This window comes from Yoonia sp., from assembly GCF_046292185.1.
Classification (GTDB): Bacteria; Pseudomonadota; Alphaproteobacteria; order Rhodobacterales; family Rhodobacteraceae; genus Yoonia.
Genome location: NZ_JBKBQY010000030.1, coordinates 1 through 21,818, shown reverse-complemented (window position 1 = coordinate 21,818; position 21,818 = coordinate 1). Strand labels below are relative to the sequence as shown.

Sequence of the window (21,818 nt, the reverse complement as noted above, 5' to 3'; positions counted from 1 at the left end):
GATGCCGCGCATCTTCAATATCATCCTTGACGACAGCGGCCTGCCTGCGCCAACGCCAGAGATTGATCAGGAACGCAAGGTCGCGCTGTTCGATCTTTTGGAAAACAACAGCTTTGCCATGCCCCCGCGCGACGGGCGCGATGTACCGCCCGGCCCTTACCAACTGGGCCTATCAATCCGGGAAAAGCGGCTGGTGTTCGACATCCAGCAAGACGATGGCAGCCCGGCAGGTGCGTTTCATCTGTCGCTGGGGCCGTTCCGGCAGGTGGTGAAGGATTATTTCCAGATCTGCGAAAGCTATTTCGACGCAGTGAAAACACTGCCGCCCAGCCAAATCGAAACCATCGATATGGCGCGGCGCGGCATCCATAACGAAGGCGCGCGGGTGTTGCAGGAACGGCTGGACGGCAAGGCCATCGTCGATAATGACACCGCGCGACGGCTGTTCACCCTGATCTGTGTGCTGCATTTTGGGGGCTGATGTGCCGACAGACGCCACATTCGCCCCCCTGCCCCAGTCAGTGCTGTTTTGTTGCGATCATAATTCCGTCAGATCCCCGATGGCCGAAGGGATCATGAAGAAACTTTATGGCACCCGCTGCTATGTCCAGTCCGTCGGCGTCAAGAATGACATGGAAATCGACGGTTTCGCCATCACCGTCTGCGCCGAAATCGGGGTCGAGGTGTCGCGTCACCGCTCCCGGTCCTTTGACGAGATGGAACAATGGGGTGACGATCTGTCATCTTTCGATCTGGTGCTGGCACTGTCGCCCGCAAGCCAACGCCGCGCGCTGGATCTGACGCAGTTTTTTCACCTTGACGTCGAATACTGGCCGGTGCTTGACCCCACCGGCCTTGGCGACAGCCGCGAGGCGCAGCTGAACCTGTATCGGCAGACACGCGACCAGATTTACGACCGGCTGATCGCGCGATTTGGCCCCGCAATCACCGATCCTGCCGGTTAAGGCGGGTCCCATTCGCCGCCACGCCAGATTCCCCCTTGAAAATCGGCGCGCAGAGGCGCATTTAGCAGCGGTCCGCAAACAGCGGAAGAGATATACAGGAGATCACATGGCCAAGGAAGAACTGCTCGAATTCCCAGGTGTCGTGAAAGAACTGCTGCCAAACGCGACGTTTCGGGTCGAGCTGGAAAACGGCCATGAGATCATCGCGCATACGGCAGGCAAGATGCGCAAGAACCGCATCCGCGTTCTGGCAGGCGACAAGGTGCAGGTCGAAATGACCCCTTATGATTTGACCAAGGGTCGGATCAACTATCGGTTCAAATAGCGTGAAACCCTGTTTCACGCAGCAAAGGTAAGCGTTTTGCCAAAGGCGAAATGCGGCCCCGCCCCGGTTGCGGATTTCAAGCTATGACCACCCTGCCCCCAGATGAGACGCTCAGGCTGATCCTCGGATCCGGGTCACCCCGGCGGCTGGAATTGTTGGCGCAGCTTGGTGTGGTGCCCGACGCCGTGCAGCCGCCCGATATTGACGAGGATATGCGTAAAGGCGAACTGCCCCGCGATTACGTCAAACGGATTGCCGCGGAAAAGCTGGCAGCGATTCCTGCCGGTGAGGATACCGTGGTGCTTTGCGCCGACACCACCGTCGCGCTGGGTCGCCGGATCATGGGCAAACCGGCGGATGCGGGCGAAGCGGCGGCATTTCTTTACGCGCTGTCGGGGCGGCGTCACAAGGTCATCACCGCCCTCGCGGTCAAACGCGGCGACAAGACATGGCTGCGCGATGTGCAAAGCACGGTGGCTTTCAAACAGATTTCGGATGCCGAAGTGAATGCCTATCTGGTCAGCAATGACTGGCAGGGCAAGGCAGGCGGCTATGCGATCCAAGGGCCTGCCGGTGCGTTCATCCCGTGGATCAACGGATCCTATACCGGGATCGTGGGCCTGCCCCTGACCGAAACCGCGGGACTTTTGACAGCCGCCGGTTACCCGCTTTACAAGGATATCCCATGAAGGGCCGCAGCATCATCCTGGACCATATCAACGGGCTGGAAGCCGCGGCCTATCTGGTCGATGGCCAGCTTGACGATCTGCTGATCGACCAGCCCGACGCGCCGCGCCCGGGTGCGATCTATCGTGCGATCTGTGACCGCCCGATCAAGGGTCAGGGCGGCATGATGCTGCGGCTGCCCGAAGGCGGCACAGCGTTTCTGCGCGCGGGCAAGGGGTTGCGGCAAGGTCAGCCACTGCTGGTGCAGGTCACGGGTTATGCCGAAGGAGCCAAGGCCGTGCCGGTTACCGACCGGGTGCTGTTCAAGAGCCGCTATGCCATCGTGACACCGGGCAAACCGGGGCTGAACATTTCCCGCCAGATCGTAGATGAGGATATCCGCGACAGCCTGCTGGCCATCGCGCATGAGGTGCATGAAGGCACGCATGGTCTGATCCTGCGGTCATCATGTGAAACCGCCGATCCCGCCGAGATTGCCGATGACATCAGCGCGATGCTGGATCTGGCCGATACCGTGCTGGCGGACGCCGCCGGCGACCAGCCTGAGGCGCTGACAGAAGGTGACAGCCCGCATGTGCTGGCCTGGCGCGACTGGACGGGCGCGGGCGAGATCGTGACCGAACCCGGCGGCTTTGCCGCGCGCGACGTGCTGGAGCAGATCGCGGCCCTTGGCGGGCCGTTGGTGCCGATGGGCGAAGGGCAGATGTATGTCGAACCGACACGCGCGCTGGTTGCGGTCGATGTGAATACCGGCAGCGACACATCACCTGCTGCTGCGCTCAAGGCCAATCTGGCCGCCGCCCGCGCCCTGCCCCGCGCCCTGCGTCTGCGGGGGCTGGGCGGCCAGATCAGCGTGGATTTCGTCTCGATCTCAAAAGCGCATCGCAAACAGGTGGAACAATCCCTGCGCGCGTCGTTCAAGAACGATCCCGTTGAAACATCGCTGGTCGGCTGGACCGCAATGGGCCTGTTCGAATTGCAGCGCAAGCGCGAGCGTCTGCCGCTGTCGGCTGAACTGTTGAGGCGTCTCTGATGGCCTGCCCGATCTGCGACCGCCCTACTGAAAAGGCCTTTCGCCCGTTCTGTTCCAAGCGTTGCGCCGACGTCGATCTGGGCAAATGGCTGACCGGCAGCTATGCCATTCCTGCCATGCAAGACGACGCTGAAGAGGGTGAAACCGCACCCATCGAAGACGATGACGGGAAACTGCATTAAGGCTGCCTTTCTCTCTGGACACCTGTGCACCCTGCGTCTAAAAGCGCGCTACCCGACGGATATATCCGTCCCGGTGCCCGGGTAGCTCAGGGGTAGAGCAGTGGATTGAAAATCCTCGTGTCGGTGGTTCGATTCCGCCCCCGGGCACCATTTAACAAGCCTGAGTTTTGTGGTCATATCTCACTTGCTGGCCGGTGCGCGCAGGGCGATCTGTTTTGGGACCAGTTCGCCCACGATCAAGGACAGATAAGTGATTGCCACGCCCAAAGGCTGCGCGACGCCAGAGGATAATCCTGCAACCACAAGCGTGGCCACCAAACGCGCGCCCCGCGTGGCACCCGAAAACGCACCGGCGAGGATGCCCACCAGGGCGATGCCGATCTGGACAATGGAGGGAACATGCCATCCCAGACGCTGCCCAGCCTCTCGCCCATTGGAAAACTGACAAGCCGCTGGCAGAGGTGATCGACCGCAGCCTCAATCAAATGCTGGCGCGTTGCATCTTCACATCCGGCACGACATTGGCCGCATTGTTACCCATGGCGATATGGGGTGGACCTGCGGTTGCGGAATTTGCCTGGCCGATGATCGCGGGGGTCGTGATTGCAACGGCTTCGTCGCTGTTTGTCGTAAGGCCGGTGCTGGCGCGGCTCGCTACGCGCGGCACCGCCGCCATAAATGTTCTGGCGACACAACAGCCAGATTAGGACATGAGGGCAAGTAAGTGTTTGATCTGCACGAGGTGCGACCGGTGGACCAGACCACGCGCCTCAGCTTGGAAATTTGACTTATTCCGCAGCACAGCCCTTCATGCAGAGTGCAAGGCGGCCGGGGCCTTTGCTTCGCCGGTCCCGATGGCCGTCGCTCCATATGCGCGCAGTCTTGTGGCGAGGAAGTTAAAACCGCCGTCAGAACCTTTACGAATAGCGCATACCTTTGGTATAGAACCAATCCCACTGCGTCCAGTGCCAGCAGAATATCGGCGGCGCTCTTGCCCGTTCCCGTCATAGAAAAGCTTGGCGTAGCGCTCGTCTTTGGTGCCTCGGCTTCACATTCCCGCCCGGACCTACAGTTCACCAGCGGGACCGATGCTGCGCCGCGGCTTTCGGACTATGGACATTCGTGCACCAGCGAGCCGCAGCACCCATGAGATCCAAACGATTGACCGGAACCCGTTGCAATCGCAGTGGGTATCGTGTCTTTTGCGCGCAGAAAAAGGGAGGAGTGACTATGATATCTGAAATAACACGCCGAATGGCACTTGCAGGAACCGTTGCGTTGTCGGCATTTCCTGCCTTTGGGCAAGATGCATGGCCGACCGCTCCCATTCGTGTTTTTGTCGGATTTCCCGCTGGGTCATCGCCCGATACGCTTGCACGCGTTGTTACAGATGAGCTCGCGCAACGCCTGGGCCAGCCCATCGTGATCGAGAACAGGCCAGGTGCTGGCGGCGTGATTGGTGTGCAGCAGATGCTGGTTTCGGCGGGCGACGGGCACACCTTTGGCACAACGATCAACGGGCCGCTGACAACGGCGCAACGCATGATGGACAGCACCGGATTCGACATCGAGACGGATATCATGCCGGTGTCGCTGATCGCGACCTCTCCGCTGGTTCTTGCGGTGTCTGCCGACAGCGATATCGTCGATCTTGACAGCTTCATTGCCGCTGCCGCGGCAGAACCTGAGGCGATCGCCTATGGCTCGGTCGGCCAAGGGTCAGGCGCGCATCTGACAGCCGAGCTTTTCGCGACCGAGGCGGATATCAGCATGCTGCATGTGCCTTTCACAAGCTACGCCGAAGTCACGACCTCGATTCTTGGAAATGAGATTGACGCGGGCTTTATGGCACCTTCCGCCGCCCTTCCTTTCGTAGAGGCGGGAACAATGCGTATGTTGGGCATGACCTCGACAGAGCCTTTCGCACAGGCGCCGGATGTGCCCGTGATCGCCGGAAACGCTGGGTTGCCAGAGGATTTCCGGGCCGAGCTGTGGAACGCGTTTATTGCGCCTTCTGGCACGGATGCAGCAATAATCGAACGACTGAACACCGAAATTGCTGAAATTCTCGCCGATCCCGGAGTTCAGGAACGTCTTCTGACCATCGGCTGGCAGGCAGCACCGGGTTCGCCGGATGACCTGCGTCAGCGCATCACTGATGACACGGCAATGTGGGGCGGGGTAATTGACCGCGTTCAGGCACGGTAAACAGGTGCGATATGCAGCGTGACTGGCCTGACATCTTTGGCGGATTGATACTCGCCGCTATCGGTGCCTGTGCCGTCATCTGGGCGGCCTTGTATTACGACATGGGAACCCTGCGCCGCATGGGGCCGGGGTTCTTTCCTGCCGCGCTGGGTACCGCGTTATTCCCGCTGGGCCTGATCGTCGCTTTTCCGGCGCTGGGGCGTCCGGGCGTGGCACCAAAGATCGAGCCCGCTTCAGCAATCGCGGTGCTTGCGGCAATTATGATCTTTGCGTTCGGCTTGTCCCGTCTTGGGCTGGCAGGTGCGACCGCTGCCGCTGTTCTGGTCGCGACAATCCCCGCGCCGCGTACGGGCTGGGTCTGGCGGATTTCACTGGCGGCAATCGTCACGACGCTGACCGTGCTGGTCTTTAGTTTGGGCTTGCGCATGACCCTTCCGCTTTGGCCGCGCCTGTCATGACGGCCTGGGAAGGGCTGTTATTCGGCATTGGCTTTGTCACGCAGCCAGAAGTGCTGATCTACTGCTTTTTCGGGGTCGTGTTGGGCACGTTCGTCGGCGTCCTTCCAGGCATAGGCGCGATGGCGGCGATATCGCTGTTGTTGCCGATCACCTATTATCTCTCTCCAGAAGCAGCTTTGATCATGCTGGCCGGCGTTTATTATGGGGCCCAATATGGCGGGGCCGTTTCGTCAATCCTGTTGCGGCTGCCGGGTACGCCACAATCGGCTGTGACGACGCTGGACGGTTATCCGATGGCGCAGTCCGGGCGGGCCGGTGTTGCCTTGTTCACGGCGATGGCTTCGTCTTTTATCGGGTCAGTGATCGGCATACTTGTCCTCGTCATGCTGGCAGGTTGGTTGTCGCGCGCGGCAACCGCATTCGGGGCGGCAGATTATGCGGCGATGATGATCCTCGGGCTGGTTGCGGCTTCCACAATCGGCAGCGCGCGCCCCGCCAAGGGGTTTGCCATGGTCACGCTGGGATTGCTGCTGGGCTGTATCGGCACGGACGTGAACTCGGGCGTTCAGCGGTTCACCTTTGGTCAGACAGAGCTTTTGGACGGGATTAATCTCGTGGCGCTCGCGATGGGCCTGTTCGGCGTGGCAGAGGTGATCGCCAATGTCCGCAATCCCGCCCGCCAGGGCGTGACGGAACGGATAGGATTGCGGTCTTTGATGCCCGGTTGGGCTGACCTGCGGCGTATGGGGATGCCTATGCTGCGTGGCGGCGCACTTGGCAGCTTTTTTGGCGCTTTGCCCGGCACCGGGTCCACACTGTCATCTTTTCTGAGCTATTCGATGGAACGCCGGATCGCACGGCAGCCTGAAAGGTTCGGGCAGGGAGCGGTCGAAGGCGTCGCAGGCCCCGAAGCCGCGAATAATTCCGCCGCGATCACCGCCTTTGCGCCGACACTTACCCTTGGCATTCCGGGCGATCCGATCATGGCGCTGATGCTCGGCGCGCTGGTGATCCACGGCATCCAGCCCGGCCCGATGATGTTAGAGGCAAGACCTGAGATGTTCTGGGGCCTTATCGCCAGCTTTGGTCTCGGCAACCTGCTGCTTTTGATCCTGAATCTGCCACTGATCGGAATCTGGGTGGCGATGTTGCGCATTCCGTTCAACTATCTCTATCCGGCAATCATCGTTTTTCTATGTCTCGGTGTTTACTCCGTCAGAGGGTTGGCCTTTGATATCGTCGCCGTTGCCGGGATCGGGCTTGCCGGTTATCTGCTGGCAATCGCCAAGTTCAGCCCCGCCTTGCTTTTGCTAGGATTTGTGCTTGGTCCGCTGATCGAGACAAACCTTCGCAGGGCCTTCCTGATTTCACGCGGCGATCCGATGGTCTTTCTCGAACGGCCTATAGCAGCCGGATTCGTGATCGCGATCGTGGCGCTCTTGCTGTTGCCCCTGTGGCAGACCTGGCGACTTCGCGGCACGCGCCAACAGGGCAGGTAGATAGTTGATACTTGTTTCGCGAGACTATCCGGTGACACGTGTCGAACCCGTGAATGGCTAACAGGAAAGCATGAAAGGAACCGCCTTGAACGGCTGTTTTTACTGCATCTGCTACCTTCCAGATTTCCTGTTCAATCAGTCCGGCATGCCCGAACGCTGCGCCCAGCCGCATGGCAACATCCACAGCGCCGATGGCTGGCGGCAGGCAAGACGACCCCGTCAAATGAGGGGTGGCGTGAAGAAGATCAGGACGCCAACGCGCGTTGTCAAGCTACCACAATTGGTGGACGTGCGGTGCAATGCGCGCCTCGTATATGCCGCGCACCTTGTCCATCGTCTCCGGCGGGAGTGGCGCGAGCGCGTCTGCATCCGCATTCGATTGGGCCTGATCGGGCCTGCGAGCGCCGGGAATGACGACCGAAACGGCGTCGTTCATCAAGATCCAGCGCAGCGCCATCTGCGCCATCGTCGCCCCACCCGGCACCAGCGGACGGATTTCGTCAACGGCATCAAGCGCCACGTCGTAAGGGACGCCGGCAAAGGTTTCGCCCTTGTCAAAGGCGCTACCATCGCGGTTGAAGTTACGGTGGTCGTCCTGCGCGAATTCGGTCTCGCGGGTCATCTTGCCGGTCAGCATCCCGCTGGCCAACGGCACGCGCACGATGATGGCGACGCCGCGACGTCGGGCTTCGTGGAAAAAGAGTTCGTCCGGACGCTGGCGGAACATGTTGTAGATGATCTGGACAGAGGCAACGTTCGGAAATGCGATCGCCTTCAGCCCTTCTTCGACCTTTTCGACAGAGACGCCATAGCGGGCGATCTTTCCCTCAGCGACGAGCGCGTCCAGGGTGCGGAATACCGCCGGCTCATAATAGACCGCCGTCGGCGGACAATGAAGCTGCAGAAGATCCAGCGTATCCATGCCAAGATTGTCGCGGCTGCGGTCCACGAAGGCCGTCAGGTTTTCCTTGGTGTAGCCTTGCGCCTCGTGTGGGTTCAGCCGCCGTCCGGCCTTGGTCGCCACAAGCGGGCGCGGGCCGGACCGGGTGGCCAGCACGTCGCGGATCAGCCGCTCGGACCGGCCATCGCCATAGACGTCGGCAGTGTCGAGAAAGGTCACGCCGGCGTCGAGCGTCGCGTTCAGCGTTGCCTTCGCGTCCACTTCCGTCACTTCGCCCCAGGTGCCGCCGATGGCCCAGGCCCCGAACCCGATGGCGGTCGTGTCGATGCCGCTTGATCCGAAGGCACGTGTTGTCAATGACATAGCTCTGATCCCTGTTCTCTGTTATCGGACAGACCTTAGGCCTTGGGGCCAGCTCTTCCAAGTCCCCATTGCGGCGGTTGCGTCCCGCGCATTCTTTGGCCGATGGCCTGTGCGACGCCGCTCATGCCCGCTGGCATCATGATGAGTAATAATGTCATCTCGTTCCGTCGCAGGTGAGCAGCTAGACCTAGCCCCAGAGAACCAACTCTAAGTCGGACGGTGACGATCTGGATGCTACGATACTGCATCTGTTTGAAGAAAACCGGGTCAGGTTATTGATCGCGTCCGGCGCAGACCAACAGGTGCTAACCGCCCTTCCCTTCCAACTAGCCGTGCTGCTCGACTATTGTGTTTGTATCAAATTAACTGATACAAACACACCCAGTTGAGCGGAGATCCCCATGGGCCAGAATTATTTATTGATAGACGCCGAGGAAAATTTTGACGTCCTCAAAAGCGCGGCCTCAAGGGGCGGGGTGAAGATCCTCAAATTGCTGCATCAGAGTGGCGGCATGAACGTGAACGAGATCGCCGAACGGCTGGGGCAGCCGCAATCATCCGTGTCAAATCATATCCAGTCGCTCGAACATGCCGGACTGATCCGAACCGAGATGGTGAAAGCCCGCAAGGGCAGTCAGAAGATCTGCCACGCTATCTATGACGAGATCGTCGTATCCTTTCACAAATCCGTCGCCCGCACCCCCGACGATGAGATCGAAGTCATGATGCCGCTGGGGCTGTTCACCAATGCCTCGGTCGTCGGGCCTTGTGGAATCTGTTCGCCAGAGGGGATTATCGGCTTGCTGGATGTGCCGACCACGTTTCTGGACCCGGAGCGAATGAAGGCGTCATTATTGTGGTTTACCAGTGGGTTCGTCGAATACCAGTTCCCCAATAACGCCTTGCTGAAAGGGGTGGAGGTTGACCGGATCGAATTCGTGATCGAGGTCAGTTCCGAGGTGCCGGGCACGCATACCGACTGGCCCTCTGACATTTCGGTCGCGATCAACGGGGCAGAGCTGGGCGTCTGGACCTCGCCGGGAGATTTCGGCGACAAGCGTGGCGTTTACACCCCTGATTGGTGGAAAATGGCCGGGTCTCAATATGGATTGCTCAAGACCTGGCAGGTGACGCATGCGGGATCATTTGTTGATGGACGGCGCATTTCGGACGTCTGCATCAGCGATCTGGACCTCTCTGCGCATCGTTCTGTCCGGTTGCGAATCGAGGTGAAAGCCGACGCGGAACATCCGGGCGGACTCAACATTTTCGGGCGCGGATTTGGCAATTATGATCAGGACATCATCATGAGACTGCACACCAAATCCAAGCTTTGATAGGGCATTGCACGAAAGTTGAGCAAAATGTTGACAGGTCTCTGAAGCTGGGCAATGATATCGGTAATCTGGTTCTAAATCAGTTTTACAGATATGAACTCGCAGGAGACTTCGATGAAAACACGCGTAGCGGTCCACAGGGACTTCCATATTTCCCGTATCGACGACCGGCTTTATTCTGCCTTCATCGAGCATATGGGGCGCGCGATCTATGGCGGCATCTATGAGCCCGGTCACCCGACAGCGGATGCCGATGGCTTTCGCACGGATGTTCTGAAATTCGTCCAGGACCTGAAGATCCCCGCGATCCGCTATCCCGGCGGCAATTTCGTGTCGGCCTATAACTGGGAAGATGGGATCGGGCCCAAGGAAAACCGCCCTGTGCGGCTGGACCTTGCCTGGCGGTCGAAAGAGACAAACCAGGTCGGGATCAACGAATTCGGCAAGTGGGCAGAGATGGCGGGGATCGAAATGATGCTTGCCGTCAATCTTGGCTCGCGCGGGCTGGAGGATGCACGCAACTTTCTTGAATACAGCAATTTCAAAGGTGGCACGACATGGAGCGATATGCGCCGGGAACATGGCGTGCAAGATCCCTATGACGTGAAAATGTGGTGCCTGGGCAATGAAATGGACGGCCCATGGCAGATCGGCCACAAGAAGGCGACGGAATATGGCCGCCTTGCAAATGAAACCTCCAAGGCGTTCAAGGGCTTTGATGCGAGCATCGAAACCGTGGTCTGCGGCAGTTCCAATGACGCGATGCCTACCTATCCCGAATGGGAACGGCAGGTGCTGGAAGAATGCTATGAAAATGTCGATTACATCTCGCTGCACAAATATTATGGCAACAACAGCCGCGACACGCTGAATTTCTTTGGCAAGATCGAAGAGACGGGCCGCTATATCCAGACGATTGGCGGGGTGATCGATTACGTGAAATCGAAGAAGCGCGCCAAGAATGACGTGCATATCTGTTTTGACGAATGGAACGTCTGGTATCATATCCGCGAACAGGACGGAAAAAACGTCAAGGCCTGGGACTGGCCAGAGGCACCCGCGCTGCTGGAAGAGACCTATAATTTCGAGGATGCGCTTTTCGTTGCCGGGCTGATGAATGAATTCATCCGCCGCTCTGACAGGGTCAAGATTGCCTGTATCGCGCAGCTTGTGAACGTCATCGCCCCGATCCGCGCGGAAAAGAACGGCCCGGCCTGGCGGCAGACGATCTATTATCCCTATCAGTTCGCATCGCTTTATGGCCGTGGCACGGCGCTGAACGTCGCGGTCGATGCACCGACCTATGATTGTCGCGTCGCAGACGACGTGAAATATCTTGATGTGGCTGGCGTGCTGGACGAGGCGGGCACGATTGTCACGCTGTTCATGCTGAACCGTCACCTGACCGAAGCGGCCGATCTTGACGTCACGCTGACAGGCTTTGCCGGAGCGAAGGTTGTCGAACATCTGGTAATGGAAGGGCATGATCTGCGTCAGACCAATGATGCCGCCAATCCGGAACGGATTGTTCCGACCAAAGGTGCCGGCGTTGCGGTCGAGGATGGCAAATTGCGCGGCAAACTGGCGCCATTGTCCTATCACGTCATCCGTATCGATGTGAGCTGAGGGTATCACCATGGGAGTCACGCTCGAAAAGGTCGCAAAAAACTTTGGCGCTGTCCGCGTGATCGAGGACGTCTCCATGGATATACCGACCGGCAGTTTCGCGGTTTTCGTCGGCCCTTCCGGCTGCGGGAAATCCACGTTGCTGCGGATGATCGCGGGTTTGGAAGATACCTCTGACGGGGTGATTTCCATCGATGATCGCGATGTGACCAAGGTTGAACCCGCAGACCGCGGCGTCGCGATGGTGTTTCAAAGCTATGCGCTTTACCCGCATCTGACGGTGTTCGAGAATATGGCCTTCAGCCTGCGTCTGGCGCGCACCAAAAAGGCCAAGGTGACAGAGATGGTGACCGAAGCCGCACGCATCCTGCAGCTTGACAATCATCTGGGCAAGAAACCTTCGGAATTGTCTGGCGGTCAGCGCCAGCGCGTCGCTATCGGACGCGCGATCGTGCGCCAGCCCAAGGTGTTTTTGTTCGATGAACCTCTGTCGAACCTTGATGCCGAATTACGTGTCGCCATGCGGCTGGAACTGACCCGCCTGCACCGCCAGATTGGTGCGACGATGATCTATGTGACACATGACCAGGTCGAGGCGATGACCTTGGCTGACAAGATCTTCGTGCTGAAAGACGGTGTCGTGCAGCAGGCAGGGGCGCCGCTGGTCCTGTATGACGATCCTGACAATCGTTTCGTTGCGGGTTTCATCGGATCACCGGCGATGACCTTTGTCACGGCAGAGGTGACGGGTCACGACGGCGCTGCATTGGTGGTGCGCACGGCCGGCGCCGAAGCGCATGAGTTCCACGTCGCCGTGAACACCCCCGTGCCACCCGGCACCAAGGTCGAAATCGGGGTGCGCCCGGAGCACTGGCAGATTGTCGATCACGGGATGCCGGTGCGCGTGGAAGTATCAGAAGAGCTGGGCGATGTTTCATATCTCTACACGCGTCTGGCCGACCAGACAGAGATCGTTGTCGAGCGGGTAGGATCGCGCGACCGTCTTGACGGCCAGTCAGTCGGCCTTTGGGCCGATCCGAAAAATGTCCTGGTGTTCGATATGAACGGCCAGCGACTGAGATAGGCGACCCGTCCGGAAGGCGGACGCAAGCCAGACGACACCGGCACCGAATTTTGGGCCGGATATAGCAAAGGGAGGACAAGATGAATATTTTCAAGACATTGGTGTCAGCCAGCGCATTGACGCTGCTTTCAGCACCGACATTCGCACAGCAGGAAGTTATCTGGTGGGATTTTCTCAGCGGTGGTGACGGCGTGCGGATGAAAGCGCTGATCGACACATTCAACACCGAACATCCCGACATCCAGATCACCAGCACGACGCTGGAATGGGGCGTGCCGTTCTACACCAAGGTCCGCACCTCGGCTGCGGTCGGTCAGGGTCCGGATGTGATGACCTATCACCTGTCGCGTGCCCCCCTGGGCATCGAAGAAGGTGTGCTGAGCCAGATCACTGAAGAAGATCTTGCCGGTGCGGGTCTGAGCACAGATGATTTCTTCCCTGCCGCGGTGGACGCTGCGACAGCAGATGGCGCGCTTTACGCGGTGCCATTCGATATCCACGCCGTCGTGCTTTACTACAACAAGTCCCTGCTGGAAGGGACCGATTATCTTGATGCCGATGGCAACCTCACCGGGATCGAAAGCGTCGAAGACTTTGAAACCGCAATGGCAACATTGCAGGAAAACGGTGTCGCGACACCGCTGACCTATCAGACCGGCGGGCCGGGCGGCCTCTGGCGCGTGTTCTACAGCTTGTTGCAACAGCAGGGCGGCGAATTCATCGTGGATGGCGAAGTTCTTCCCGGTGACAATGCCGAAAAGGCAGTGAATGCCATCGCCACCATGGCCCGTTGGCAGGAAATGGGCTTTGGTCCTGAACAGGCCGAATATGAAGCATCGGTGGCCCTGTTTTCATCGGGTGAATCCGCGTTCCAGATCAATGGCGTCTGGGAAGTACCGACCTTCACCGACGCGGCAGAAAATGGCACCTTGGGCTTTGAATGGGGCGCCGTGGAATTGCCGCCGCTCATGGGCGCTGACGCGACCTGGGCCGACAGCCACGCCTTTGCCATACCTAACGAAGGCGACGCCACCGTGTCGGGTGAACATCGTGCAGCGGTCATGACTGTGATTGCCTGGATGGCCAGGAATTCGATTGCTTGGGCCGATGCCGGCCATATCCCGGCCTATCTGGAGGTCGCGCAGAGCGATGAATATGCGACGATGGAACCGAATGCGACCTATGCATCGCTAGCGGACAATGCGGCCTTCGATCCGCAGACGACAGTGACGGGTGTGGCCTCACCCGCTTACGATTCTGCACTGAACATCATCGGCCCGGCGATCCACGGCTATTTCAGCCCCGAAGAAGCGGTGGAACAGATTCAGGCGGATCTGACCAGCGCCCTACAATAAACAGCGCTACCTTTCCCGGCTGCCTCAGGGCGGCCGGGATAACTGCCACGCCTTTCCATCCCCGGAGACCACGCCATGGCGATGATCGAGAACCGCAAAAGAAAAAATTTCGTGGCACTGACGCTGGTCGCCCCCTTCGTCATCGTGTTTCTGGTGTTCTTTTTCTATCCGACGGCCAAGATGGTGCAGCTCAGCTTTACTGACGCGCCCCTTATCGGCGACGGGAACTGGGTCGGTTTCGACAATTACATCCGCCTGATGAGCGACCGTCTGTTCAAGACATCGGTCTGGAACAATGCATATTTTATCCTTCTGACGGTCATTCCGACCACAGTGATCGCGCTTTGTATCGCACTGGCGATCAATCGCCTGAAGGGCGGGATGCAAGCCTTTGTCATGGTTCTGTTTTTCCTGCCCTATGTCTTGCCCGTTTCGGTCGTGACGCAGATCTGGGCCTGGATGCTTGATTTCCAATATGGTGTTTTGCAGCCGCTGCTTGCCGCCATCACGGGCAAGCCCGTCGCAGTATTCCGCAACCCCGATTGGGTGATGCCGGTGATTGCCGCCATCACGATCTGGTGGACCAACGGCTTCAACGTGCTGCTGTTCATCGCGGGGCTGCGCAATATTCCTTCCGAGCTTTACGAAGCGGCAGCGCTGGATGGTGCGACGCGCGGGCAGATGTTCCGGCGGCTGACCTGGCCGTTGTTATGGCCTGTGACCGCGCTGATCCTGACGCTGCAACTGATCCTGCAGCTCAAGATTTTCGATCAGATTTACCTGCTCAGCGGCGGGGGACCGTTCAATTCCTCTTATGTGCTGCTGATGCAGGTTTACCGCGAGGCATTCCAGTTGAACAACGGCGGATATTCATCTGCCATCGCGACCGTCCTGTTCGTGCTGATCGCGGTCGTTTCTATCCTTCAGTTTCAGATCTTGCGTGTCGGAGGGCGTCGTTCATGAACATGCGTCGCATTGAAAACGGCATCATCACCGCCTTTACCCTGATCGTGGCGCTGATCTGGATTTTCCCGCTTTACTGGGCGATGGTCACATCCTTGCGGTCCGAAAGCCGGGTCGTGTCGCGTCCGGGCCTGTTGCCTGATGAATTCAACTTTTCCTCTTATACCGATGCGCTGTTCAACACGCAGATCCTGACATGGTATTTCAACTCCATCGGCACGGCGGTCATCGTGACGATGGTGGTGATCGTCATGGCGATGATGTGTGCCTATGCGTTGTCGCAGATCAGATTCCCGGGACGCAGATTGCTGTATCTGGTCGTATTGGCCAGCTTTATGATCCCATCGCAGGCGTTGGTCGTGACGCAATTCATCCTGATGAACGAGTTCGGCCTGATCAATACCTGGGGCGGGATCATCCTGCCGCAGCTAATCGTGCCGGTGACGATCATCGTCTATAAACAGTTTTTCGATGCCGTTCCAAAGGAAATGCGCGAGGCCGCCGTGCTTGATGGTGGTGGCGACTATACGATCTTGTTCAAGCTTTATTTGCCGTTGAACTGGGGGATCACCACGGCGCTGGCCATCGTGACCTTCATCGGTGTGTGGAACGCGTTTTTCTGGCCGTTCCTCGTGATTACCTCTGAAGACATGATGACGATCCCGGTCGGGATTACACAGGTCAACGACGCTTTCGGACTTGCTTATGCGCGGCTGATGTCCGTCGCCATGCTGGCTGCCTTGCCCGTGGTGTTGGCCTATCTGATCTTCCAGCGCCGCGTGACCGAAGCCGTGATGATCTCTTCCGGTGTGAAAGGGTGATGAGCGGCGCGATCAGCCAGGCATGATAGTTGATCTGCAATGCGGGGCATCAACCTCAAATCGATGGTGGGGAATGCGGCTCAGCCCCGACCGCCAGCCAAGGCCAGCCACAACCGGCGTGGTTTCGTCTCTATGGCCGGTCAGGGTGAGGAAGGGCGTGATTTCGTGAATACCCGAGGCGTAAATATTGGTCAGCGGGTTTTCCTGCCCGTCGAAAACCCCGGATTGAAGCGCCGTCGGCAGTTCTGAAAAGGCCAGTGGCGCGGGCGCTGCCAGAAGCTTGGAGTCAATTGGATATCGCCGATCATATGACGCTCGGGCAGAGGACGCGTTTCAAGGCCTGCGTCCGTTTCACCTACCGCGCAAAGCACCCCTTGAACCTGATCAGCGGCACTAGCGAAGGTTCCGGTCCTTGCTCTCAATGACATTGAGGGGAGTCGCAAAAATGACGTCATTCAGTGACTGATCAAGTATGGCGGTTTCTGCGCCATGAAGGTCCTTCAACATGCGCTGCAAACTGCCTGATGTCGGTGTTCCGGCTGTATCGATGCCGGTTATCTGAACCGTCTCTGTGTTCCGCCCCAGGCCGAGGGCGAGTCCCAGATCCCGCGCCAGAATGGCAACCGTTGTCAGATGAAGATCGCGCAGCAATCCGATCCGGTCGTTCTCGGTCACGATGATATATCCGGAGTCGCACAATTGGTCGAAGACCATATCCCCCAGCTCCGACGGCGTGGCGCTCTGCAATTCTTCGCGCGCCGTTGTTTCGCCCTTCTGCGCGTGATGGGCGATCATCGATAGCACGGTGACGGCCACTTCTAGTCGCTGCGCCGGCGTCGGGTTTTCAAAGACAGAGCTGCCGCGGGCCTTCCACCAATCAGGCAGCGATGCGGCAAAAACGGCGCCGAAAATGACGACGCTCCACGACAAGTAGAGCCAGAACAGAAAAATCGGCAGGATCGCCACGGCGCCATAGACCGTCTCGTAGGTGGACCCCTGGATCAGCAGCCTGTCGAACCCTACGCGGAGCAACTGAACCCCGACACCGGCAATAATCCCGCCGACCGCCGCATCGCGCAGCTTTATCATACGTGCCGGGACAATCTTGAACAAAAGCGTGAATGTGAGGCATTGTGTTGTCAGCGCGAAAAACATGCCCAGCGTCGGCAATGCGCGCTCGGTCTGTTCCAGTCCGACACCATGGCGCGCCCATTGCGTCAGCGTCGTGAATGTCCCGCTGGTCAGGACAAAGCTTGCGCCCAGCAAAAGCGGACCGAGCGTCAGGACCGTCCAGTAGATCAGGACGCGCACGCCCATCGAGCGCGGCTTTTGCACACGCCAGATCTGATTCAGTGTCGCTTCGATCGTCCACAGAAGCATGACCGCCGTGACCGCCAGCGCGATGATCCCGAGGACAGTAAGGTTCGTCGCATTGCGCGAGAACTCCGTGATGTAAGCGCCGACCTCTGCCCCGAATTCGGGCACGAATATGTTGAAGAACAAATCCTCCATCCTGTCACGCGCGGGATCGAACGTGGCGAAACCGGACAGGATCGCGAAGGCGATGACCATCAACGGCACAAGCGCGAGAAGGGTCGAGAACGTCAGCGCGCCCGCCGAGAGCGTCATCCCGTCGGCGATGAAACGCCGCGCTGCGTAGATGATCAGGCTTGTCAAAGCGACAAAAAACCTTGTCAGGCTGTTCTCACTTTGTCGGATCTTGTGCAGGGCGCGGTTGATCATTGGCAAGATATAGCATGAATTGACCCCATTGAAACGTCTCAACAGCCGAAGTGTTGTCCGTCCCGCGATTGCGCCAGCTGAACGTGACCTGGGCGCGGGTGCCGCCGACAAAGGTCACTTTAACAAAATCACTTAGCGAAGACTATGCATGCGAGTGACCACAGGATTCTGGGTACGTGGCAATTTTCGTCAGGATTGTTCGAAGGTATAGGCTGCACTTGGAGCAACGCGCATTTTACGGAACCGCATGCCTCTGAATATAGCCCAACGCCCGGCCGGTTTTTCCAGTGCAACCTTCTACGACGCAGGCTGTCAGGCTTCGCCCCCCACGCGATCTGTGACTTGCAGGGGCATTCCAAAGGCGGATGCCCTTCTGGTTCGTCGATTTTCGACGGAACCACCCTTGTTGATCGTTATGTTATATCATAACAAGCCTGACGACATATGTGCTCTGCCACACCCATCGTTCGCATTCATACGCGCCGGGTCACACCCGGATGATGAGCCTGCACTGTCGGAAAACATGAGCCAAGGAATTCAACATGCGCCCTTTAAAATACCCGTTGCTTGTCGTCATGACCCTTGCCGGTCTGAGCAGTCCAGTTTTGGCGGAAGACACCATTGATGTCGCTGCGCCCTTCGAGATTCAGTCAGCCGAGCCGTCGACCAGCGGCCACATCTTTCTGCGCATGGGGATTACCGAAACGCTTGTCGATGCTGATCCGGACGGCACCCTGCTGGCCGGGCTGGCAACAGCATGGAATGTCTCTGAAGACGGTCTGACCTGGCGCTTTGATCTGCGGGAGGGTGTGCTGTTCCACGACGGCACCGACCTGACGCCAGAGGCGGTGGCCAATGCACTGGATATCGCACGGGCCAAGCCCGGCCCGATCGCGACGCTGCCGATATCGGCCATCGCGGCTGAAACCGGTGTCGTCACCATCACGCTGACAGAACCGCAGTCGGCGCTGCCTGCCTATCTGGCGGAAAGCCGCACCCAGATCCTTGCGCCTGCGGCCTATGGACCCGATGGGCAGGCCGTCGCGGTCATAGGGACCGGGCCTTACGCGATCACCGACCTGAGACCGCCCTTGTCTTTGCATGCCACGGCTTTTGCCGATTACTGGGGCGCCCAGCCCCATGTGTCCAACGTAACCTATTCCGCCGTGAGCCGCGTCGAAACCCGCGCCCTGCTGGCGGAATCGGGCGATGCGGATTTCGTGTTCAATCTCGATCCGGCCAGCGTGACGCGGCTCGCGCAGTCCGCCGCGGTGCAGGTCCTGTCAGTCGCCATTCCGCGCACCTTGATGCTCAAGGTCAATTCAGCGCATCCGTTCTTCGACACGGTCGAAGCGCGACAGGCGCTGAGCCTTGCCATCGACAGCGCCGGTATCGCGCAGGCCGTGCTGCGCTATCCTGACGGGGCGGATCAATTGTTCCCGCCCGCCATGGGTGGCTGGCATAATCCGGACCTTGAACCGCTACATTATGATGCGGAAGCGGCCCGCGAACTGCTTGCCGATCTGGGCTGGGAACCCGGCGCCGATGGCATCCTGACACGTAACGGGCAGCGCTTTGCGCTGACGTTGACGACCTATCCGGACCGTCCCGAACTGCCTTTGGTCGCCGCAGTGCTGGAACAGCAGCTGCGCGGGGTGGGAATTGAAGTGACAATCAACAGCACCAATTCATCCGAAATTCCATCCGGACATCAGGCGGGCACGCTGGAACTGGGTCTGATCGCGCGCAATTTTGCGCTGATCCCGGACCCTATCGGCACGGTCCTGTCCGATTTCGCACCGGGCGGTGATTGGGGGGCGATGGGCTGGCACAACGATGAGATCGTAGAGCTTGCCCAGACATTGGCCCGTGGTGAAGGTGGCGACGCAGAACGCGCACGGATCACCACCATCCTGCAAACCGAACTGCCGGTGATCCCGGTTGCCTGGTATCAGCAGACGCTGGCGGTGCGTGCGGGCTTTGAAGGCGCTGTGATCGACCCGTGGGAACGCGACTTTGGTCTGCCAGCGATGCGGTTGGTGAAATGAACACGATCATTTCACGGCTGGTTCAGGCCGTTACCGTTGCTTTGCTCGTCGGCGCTGCCACTTTTGCGATGATGCGCAGCCTGCCCGGCGATGCCGCCTGGCGGATCGCGGCAGGGCGCTATGGCTATGACAATGTCGACGCCGCCGCGGCCGCTGCCGTGCGCGCCGAACTGGGATTGGGCGGGCCATGGTTTCCCGCCTTCATGCAATGGATGGGCGATCTTGCAAGGTTCGATTTCGGTGTCTCGCTGGTGTCGGGTCAGCCTGTGATGAGCGAAATCAGCCACCAGCTTGGTGCCTCCCTTTGGCTGGCGCTGGTCGCGGTGGGGCTGTCGCTGCTGATCGGCCCGCCTTTGGGCATACTCGCCGGGTTGCGTCCGGGTGGCTGGCTGGACCGGGGGTTGCTGCTTGTATCCACCGGGGTCAAAGCGATTCCACAGTTTCTGATGGCATTGATCCTGATCCTGATCCTTGCGGTCCAGCTTGGCTGGCTGCCTGCCGGAGGTTACGGGCAACCACGACATTTCATCCTGCCGGCGCTGGCGCTCGCGCTGGGTCTGGCCGCCGTCAATGCGCGGATCGCCCGCGACGCGATGGCCAGTGTGGCCGCGATGCCGTTCTATCAATTCGCCCAGTGGAAAGGGCTGTCGCGCCGTCAGGTCCTGTGGCGGCATGGGATGCGCAATGTATCGGTCCCGCTGCTGACCTATCTGGGGCTGCAATTCGTCACGCTGGTCGAAGGCGTCGTGGTGATCGAATCCATCGTCGGCTGGCCCGGGATCGGTCACGCGCTGGTGCATGCGGTCTTTGCCCGTGACGTGCCGATGGTGCAGGGGACAGCGCTGATGCTGGGCCTTGGTTTTGTGGTCGTCAACGGGCTGATCGATCTGGCCGTGGCGCGGATCGACCCGAGGGGGACACGATGACTTCGATACCTTATACTTTGCCGCGCGACTGGCCCTTGGGCCGCATGATCGGCGCCGGCGTGCTGGCGCTGGTGGCCGCATTCGCCGTCTTCGGTCCGATGCTGGTGCCGGGCGACCCGTTCGCACAATCCCTGATGCAATCGCTGTCCGGGCCAGAGGCTGGCGCGCCTTTTGGCTATGACCACTTGGGCCGGTCGCTGTATCATCGGCTGGCCCATGCCTTGCGACTGTCGCCGGTCATCGCCTTGGCGGCAGTGGCCACCGCAGGTGCGGCGGGGCTGGTACTTGGTACACTGGCCGCCGCGCGCGGCGGTTGGGTGGAACGGCTGCTTGTGATCCTTGCCGACGCGCTAATGGCTTTGCCGGGGTTGCTACTGGTGCTGATCGTCCTCGCGATCATGCCGGGCACGGCCACCGGGTTCTGGGCCGGCCTGTCACTGGTCCTGTGGGTCGAGTTCTTCCGCCTGACCCGTGCGGCCACGCGCGCGACACTCGCCAGTCCCGCGGTCGAGGCTTCGCGTCTGCTGGGCTTTGGCTGGCCCTATATCCTGCACCGGCACCTGTGGCCCGAGATCGCGCCGCTGATGCTGACGGCCGCTGCCTTTGGCACCGCCACCGCGATCATGGGCATCGCCGCACTGGGCTTTGTCAGCGTTGGCATGCGTGCACCGACCCCGGAACTGGGGCTGATGATGGTCGAATTGCTGCCCTATTGGCGCGAGGCCCCAATGGCATTGCTGACCCCGGTTATCGCGACCTTCACCCTTTTGTTCGGCCTGACATTGCTTGCCGGAGGGCAAAAATAATGACGTTACTTCAAGCGAAAGATATCGCCGTACATGACGGGAACAAACAACTGGTCGACCATGTTTCGCTGCATCTGGACCCGGGCGAACCGCTGATCATTCTGGGCGAAACCGGGTCCGGCAAAAGCCTGCTTGCGCAGGCGATCATGGGCACCTTACCGGACAGCCTGCGCGCTGAAGGTCAGGTCACCATCGGAACCCGTGTGCTGAACGCCAAGGACAGTGCTGGTTTCCGTGGCCTCTGGGGGCGCGAGATCGCGGTGCTGCCGCAGGAACCTTGGCTGTCGCTTGATCCGCTGATGCGCGCCCGCACCCAGGTAAGCGAAGCGCACAGGCTGGTGCGGGGGATGACCCCGCGTGAGTCGCGCACGCAGGCAGATGCCGATCTGGCGACCTTCGGGCTGAAAGACGCAGGTCACCGTTACCCGCATGAACTGTCCGGCGGCATGGCGCAGCGCGTGGCAATTGCCGCCGCGCGTGCGGGCGGT

Annotated in this window: 24 protein-coding genes, 1 tRNA gene and 2 pseudogenes; 22 read left to right on the top strand and 5 right to left on the bottom strand. The window is 59.5% G+C overall.

Features of this window, described 5'->3' with window-relative positions; all coding sequences use genetic code 11:
* Window position 1 precedes the first annotated feature (1 nt).
* From ACK4TM_RS07645 to ACK4TM_RS07615, 7 genes are all read left to right on the top strand, one after another.
* Window positions 2-481, top strand: a complete 480-nt coding sequence (locus ACK4TM_RS07645; protein WP_409699180.1) for a UPF0262 family protein — start codon at window positions 2-4, stop codon at window positions 479-481.
* Between the two features lies 1 nt (window position 482).
* Complete coding sequence (locus ACK4TM_RS07640) at window positions 483-965, top strand: low molecular weight phosphatase family protein (RefSeq protein WP_409699177.1); 483 nt, start codon at window positions 483-485, stop codon at window positions 963-965.
* Between the two features lie 106 nt (window positions 966-1,071).
* Window positions 1,072-1,290: a translation initiation factor IF-1 gene (gene infA, locus ACK4TM_RS07635; RefSeq protein WP_007205486.1), complete on the top strand. Its 219-nt coding sequence runs from the start codon at window positions 1,072-1,074 to the stop codon at window positions 1,288-1,290.
* A gap of 83 nt (window positions 1,291-1,373) precedes the next feature.
* Entirely contained in the window at window positions 1,374-1,979 is a 606-nt protein-coding gene (locus ACK4TM_RS07630; RefSeq protein ID WP_409699170.1) for a Maf family protein, read from the top strand.
* The gene (locus tag ACK4TM_RS07625) at window positions 1,976-3,010 is read left to right on the top strand and encodes a ribonuclease E/G (RefSeq protein WP_409699167.1); all 1,035 of its coding nucleotides are present in this window, start codon (window positions 1,976-1,978) and stop codon (window positions 3,008-3,010) included. Before ACK4TM_RS07630 ends, ACK4TM_RS07625 begins: the two co-directional genes overlap by 4 nt.
* Entirely contained in the window at window positions 3,010-3,192 is a 183-nt protein-coding gene (locus ACK4TM_RS07620; protein WP_409699164.1) for a DNA gyrase inhibitor YacG, read from the top strand. Before ACK4TM_RS07625 ends, ACK4TM_RS07620 begins: the two co-directional genes overlap by 1 nt.
* Before the next feature lie 75 nt (window positions 3,193-3,267).
* Window positions 3,268-3,342 (top strand) — tRNA-Phe (locus ACK4TM_RS07615).
* Between the two features lie 42 nt (window positions 3,343-3,384).
* On the opposite strand, the pseudogene ACK4TM_RS07610 reads toward ACK4TM_RS07615, so the two are convergent.
* Window positions 3,385-3,585 (bottom strand): annotated as a pseudogene (locus tag ACK4TM_RS07610) (CNNM domain-containing protein); the annotation flags it as partial.
* 92 nt (window positions 3,586-3,677) lie between these two features.
* Between ACK4TM_RS07610 and ACK4TM_RS07605 the strand changes: the two are divergent.
* The 5 genes and pseudogenes from ACK4TM_RS07605 to ACK4TM_RS07585 form a co-directional block, all read left to right on the top strand.
* Window positions 3,678-3,899 (top strand): hypothetical protein, encoded by a 222-nt coding sequence (locus ACK4TM_RS07605; RefSeq protein WP_409699161.1) that lies wholly within the window; start codon window positions 3,678-3,680, stop codon window positions 3,897-3,899.
* Window positions 3,900-4,470: 571 nt separating this feature from the next.
* Window positions 4,471-5,400, top strand: coding sequence for a Bug family tripartite tricarboxylate transporter substrate binding protein (locus ACK4TM_RS07600; protein WP_409699158.1), 930 nt, complete (start codon window positions 4,471-4,473; stop codon window positions 5,398-5,400).
* Between the two features lie 11 nt (window positions 5,401-5,411).
* Window positions 5,412-5,858: a tripartite tricarboxylate transporter TctB family protein gene (locus tag ACK4TM_RS07595; RefSeq protein WP_409699155.1), complete on the top strand. Its 447-nt coding sequence runs from the start codon at window positions 5,412-5,414 to the stop codon at window positions 5,856-5,858.
* Complete coding sequence (locus ACK4TM_RS07590) at window positions 5,855-7,357, top strand: tripartite tricarboxylate transporter permease (protein ID WP_409699152.1); 1,503 nt, start codon at window positions 5,855-5,857, stop codon at window positions 7,355-7,357. The genes ACK4TM_RS07595 and ACK4TM_RS07590 overlap by 4 nt, the downstream gene beginning before the upstream one ends.
* Window positions 7,358-7,430: 73 nt before the next feature.
* Window positions 7,431-7,574, top strand: a pseudogene (locus ACK4TM_RS07585) (IS1380 family transposase); the annotation flags it as partial.
* 54 nt (window positions 7,575-7,628) lie between these two features.
* On the opposite strand, the gene ACK4TM_RS07580 reads toward ACK4TM_RS07585, so the two are convergent.
* Complete coding sequence (locus ACK4TM_RS07580; RefSeq protein ID WP_409699149.1) at window positions 7,629-8,621, bottom strand: aldo/keto reductase; 993 nt, start codon at window positions 8,619-8,621, stop codon at window positions 7,629-7,631.
* A gap of 35 nt (window positions 8,622-8,656) precedes the next feature.
* Window positions 8,657-8,779, bottom strand: a complete 123-nt coding sequence (locus ACK4TM_RS07575) for a hypothetical protein (RefSeq protein WP_409699146.1) — start codon at window positions 8,777-8,779, stop codon at window positions 8,657-8,659.
* Between the two features lie 318 nt (window positions 8,780-9,097).
* On the opposite strand from ACK4TM_RS07575, the gene ACK4TM_RS07570 reads away from it, so the two are divergent.
* The 6 genes from ACK4TM_RS07570 (at window position 9,098) to ACK4TM_RS07545 (ending at window position 15,807) form a co-directional block, all read left to right on the top strand.
* The gene (locus tag ACK4TM_RS07570) at window positions 9,098-9,958 is read left to right on the top strand and encodes an ArsR/SmtB family transcription factor (protein WP_409699142.1); all 861 of its coding nucleotides are present in this window, start codon (window positions 9,098-9,100) and stop codon (window positions 9,956-9,958) included.
* Between the two features lie 114 nt (window positions 9,959-10,072).
* Complete coding sequence (locus ACK4TM_RS07565; RefSeq protein ID WP_409699139.1) at window positions 10,073-11,584, top strand: alpha-N-arabinofuranosidase; 1,512 nt, start codon at window positions 10,073-10,075, stop codon at window positions 11,582-11,584.
* A 10-nt stretch (window positions 11,585-11,594) separates the two neighbouring features.
* Window positions 11,595-12,668, top strand: a complete 1,074-nt coding sequence (locus ACK4TM_RS07560) for an ABC transporter ATP-binding protein (RefSeq protein ID WP_409699136.1) — start codon at window positions 11,595-11,597, stop codon at window positions 12,666-12,668.
* Window positions 12,669-12,748: 80 nt separating this feature from the next.
* Window positions 12,749-14,023, top strand: a complete 1,275-nt coding sequence (locus ACK4TM_RS07555; protein WP_409699133.1) for an extracellular solute-binding protein — start codon at window positions 12,749-12,751, stop codon at window positions 14,021-14,023.
* 111 nt (window positions 14,024-14,134) lie between these two features.
* Window positions 14,135-14,986 carry a carbohydrate ABC transporter permease gene (locus ACK4TM_RS07550; RefSeq protein ID WP_409699130.1) on the top strand — a complete coding sequence of 284 codons (852 nt, stop codon included), beginning with the start codon at window positions 14,135-14,137 and terminating at the stop codon, window positions 14,984-14,986.
* On the top strand, window positions 14,983-15,807 hold the full coding sequence (locus ACK4TM_RS07545) for a carbohydrate ABC transporter permease (RefSeq protein WP_409699127.1): 825 nt from the start codon (window positions 14,983-14,985) through the stop codon (window positions 15,805-15,807). Before ACK4TM_RS07550 ends, ACK4TM_RS07545 begins: the two co-directional genes overlap by 4 nt.
* 12 nt (window positions 15,808-15,819) lie before the next feature.
* Here the strand turns inward: ACK4TM_RS07545 and ACK4TM_RS07540 are convergent, their stop codons facing one another.
* Together ACK4TM_RS07540 and ACK4TM_RS07535 are read right to left on the bottom strand one after the other, a co-directional pair.
* Window positions 15,820-16,083, bottom strand: a complete 264-nt coding sequence (locus ACK4TM_RS07540; RefSeq protein ID WP_409699226.1) for a hypothetical protein — start codon at window positions 16,081-16,083, stop codon at window positions 15,820-15,822.
* Between the two features lie 117 nt (window positions 16,084-16,200).
* Window positions 16,201-17,550, bottom strand: a complete 1,350-nt coding sequence (locus ACK4TM_RS07535) for a YihY family inner membrane protein (protein WP_409699124.1) — start codon at window positions 17,548-17,550, stop codon at window positions 16,201-16,203.
* Between the two features lie 542 nt (window positions 17,551-18,092).
* Between ACK4TM_RS07535 and ACK4TM_RS07530 the strand changes: the two genes are divergently transcribed.
* The 4 genes from ACK4TM_RS07530 to ACK4TM_RS07515 form a co-directional block, all read left to right on the top strand.
* On the top strand, window positions 18,093-19,598 hold the full coding sequence (locus ACK4TM_RS07530; RefSeq protein ID WP_409699121.1) for an ABC transporter substrate-binding protein: 1,506 nt from the start codon (window positions 18,093-18,095) through the stop codon (window positions 19,596-19,598).
* Window positions 19,595-20,524, top strand: a complete 930-nt coding sequence (locus tag ACK4TM_RS07525) for an ABC transporter permease (RefSeq protein WP_409699118.1) — start codon at window positions 19,595-19,597, stop codon at window positions 20,522-20,524. Before ACK4TM_RS07530 ends, ACK4TM_RS07525 begins: the two co-directional genes overlap by 4 nt.
* Window positions 20,521-21,330 carry an ABC transporter permease gene (locus ACK4TM_RS07520; RefSeq protein ID WP_409699116.1) on the top strand — a complete coding sequence of 270 codons (810 nt, stop codon included), beginning with the start codon at window positions 20,521-20,523 and terminating at the stop codon, window positions 21,328-21,330. Before ACK4TM_RS07525 ends, ACK4TM_RS07520 begins: the two co-directional genes overlap by 4 nt.
* A partial coding sequence (locus ACK4TM_RS07515) for an ATP-binding cassette domain-containing protein (protein ID WP_409699113.1) occupies window positions 21,330-21,818 on the top strand: 489 nt, incomplete at its 3' end. The genes ACK4TM_RS07520 and ACK4TM_RS07515, both read left to right, overlap by 1 nt.

Coding starts and splice junctions, on each gene's coding strand:
- ACK4TM_RS07645 (WP_409699180.1), top strand. CDS start 2: ATGCCGCGCATCTTCAATATCATCCTTGACGACAGCGGCCTGCCTGCG.
- infA (WP_007205486.1), top strand. CDS start 1,072: ATGGCCAAGGAAGAACTGCTCGAATTCCCAGGTGTCGTGAAAGAACTG.
- ACK4TM_RS07630 (WP_409699170.1), top strand. CDS start 1,374: ATGACCACCCTGCCCCCAGATGAGACGCTCAGGCTGATCCTCGGATCC.
- ACK4TM_RS07625 (WP_409699167.1), top strand. CDS start 1,976: ATGAAGGGCCGCAGCATCATCCTGGACCATATCAACGGGCTGGAAGCC.
- ACK4TM_RS07620 (WP_409699164.1), top strand. CDS start 3,010: ATGGCCTGCCCGATCTGCGACCGCCCTACTGAAAAGGCCTTTCGCCCG.
- ACK4TM_RS07605 (WP_409699161.1), top strand. CDS start 3,678: ATGCTGGCGCGTTGCATCTTCACATCCGGCACGACATTGGCCGCATTG.
- ACK4TM_RS07595 (WP_409699155.1), top strand. CDS start 5,412: ATGCAGCGTGACTGGCCTGACATCTTTGGCGGATTGATACTCGCCGCT.
- ACK4TM_RS07590 (WP_409699152.1), top strand. CDS start 5,855: ATGACGGCCTGGGAAGGGCTGTTATTCGGCATTGGCTTTGTCACGCAG.
- ACK4TM_RS07580 (WP_409699149.1), bottom strand. CDS start 8,621: ATGTCATTGACAACACGTGCCTTCGGATCAAGCGGCATCGACACGACC.
- ACK4TM_RS07575 (WP_409699146.1), bottom strand. CDS start 8,779: ATGACATTATTACTCATCATGATGCCAGCGGGCATGAGCGGCGTCGCA.
- ACK4TM_RS07565 (WP_409699139.1), top strand. CDS start 10,073: ATGAAAACACGCGTAGCGGTCCACAGGGACTTCCATATTTCCCGTATC.
- ACK4TM_RS07560 (WP_409699136.1), top strand. CDS start 11,595: ATGGGAGTCACGCTCGAAAAGGTCGCAAAAAACTTTGGCGCTGTCCGC.
- ACK4TM_RS07555 (WP_409699133.1), top strand. CDS start 12,749: ATGAATATTTTCAAGACATTGGTGTCAGCCAGCGCATTGACGCTGCTT.
- ACK4TM_RS07545 (WP_409699127.1), top strand. CDS start 14,983: ATGAACATGCGTCGCATTGAAAACGGCATCATCACCGCCTTTACCCTG.
- ACK4TM_RS07535 (WP_409699124.1), bottom strand. CDS start 17,550: ATGATCAACCGCGCCCTGCACAAGATCCGACAAAGTGAGAACAGCCTG.
- ACK4TM_RS07530 (WP_409699121.1), top strand. CDS start 18,093: ATGCGCCCTTTAAAATACCCGTTGCTTGTCGTCATGACCCTTGCCGGT.
- ACK4TM_RS07525 (WP_409699118.1), top strand. CDS start 19,595: ATGAACACGATCATTTCACGGCTGGTTCAGGCCGTTACCGTTGCTTTG.
- ACK4TM_RS07520 (WP_409699116.1), top strand. CDS start 20,521: ATGACTTCGATACCTTATACTTTGCCGCGCGACTGGCCCTTGGGCCGC.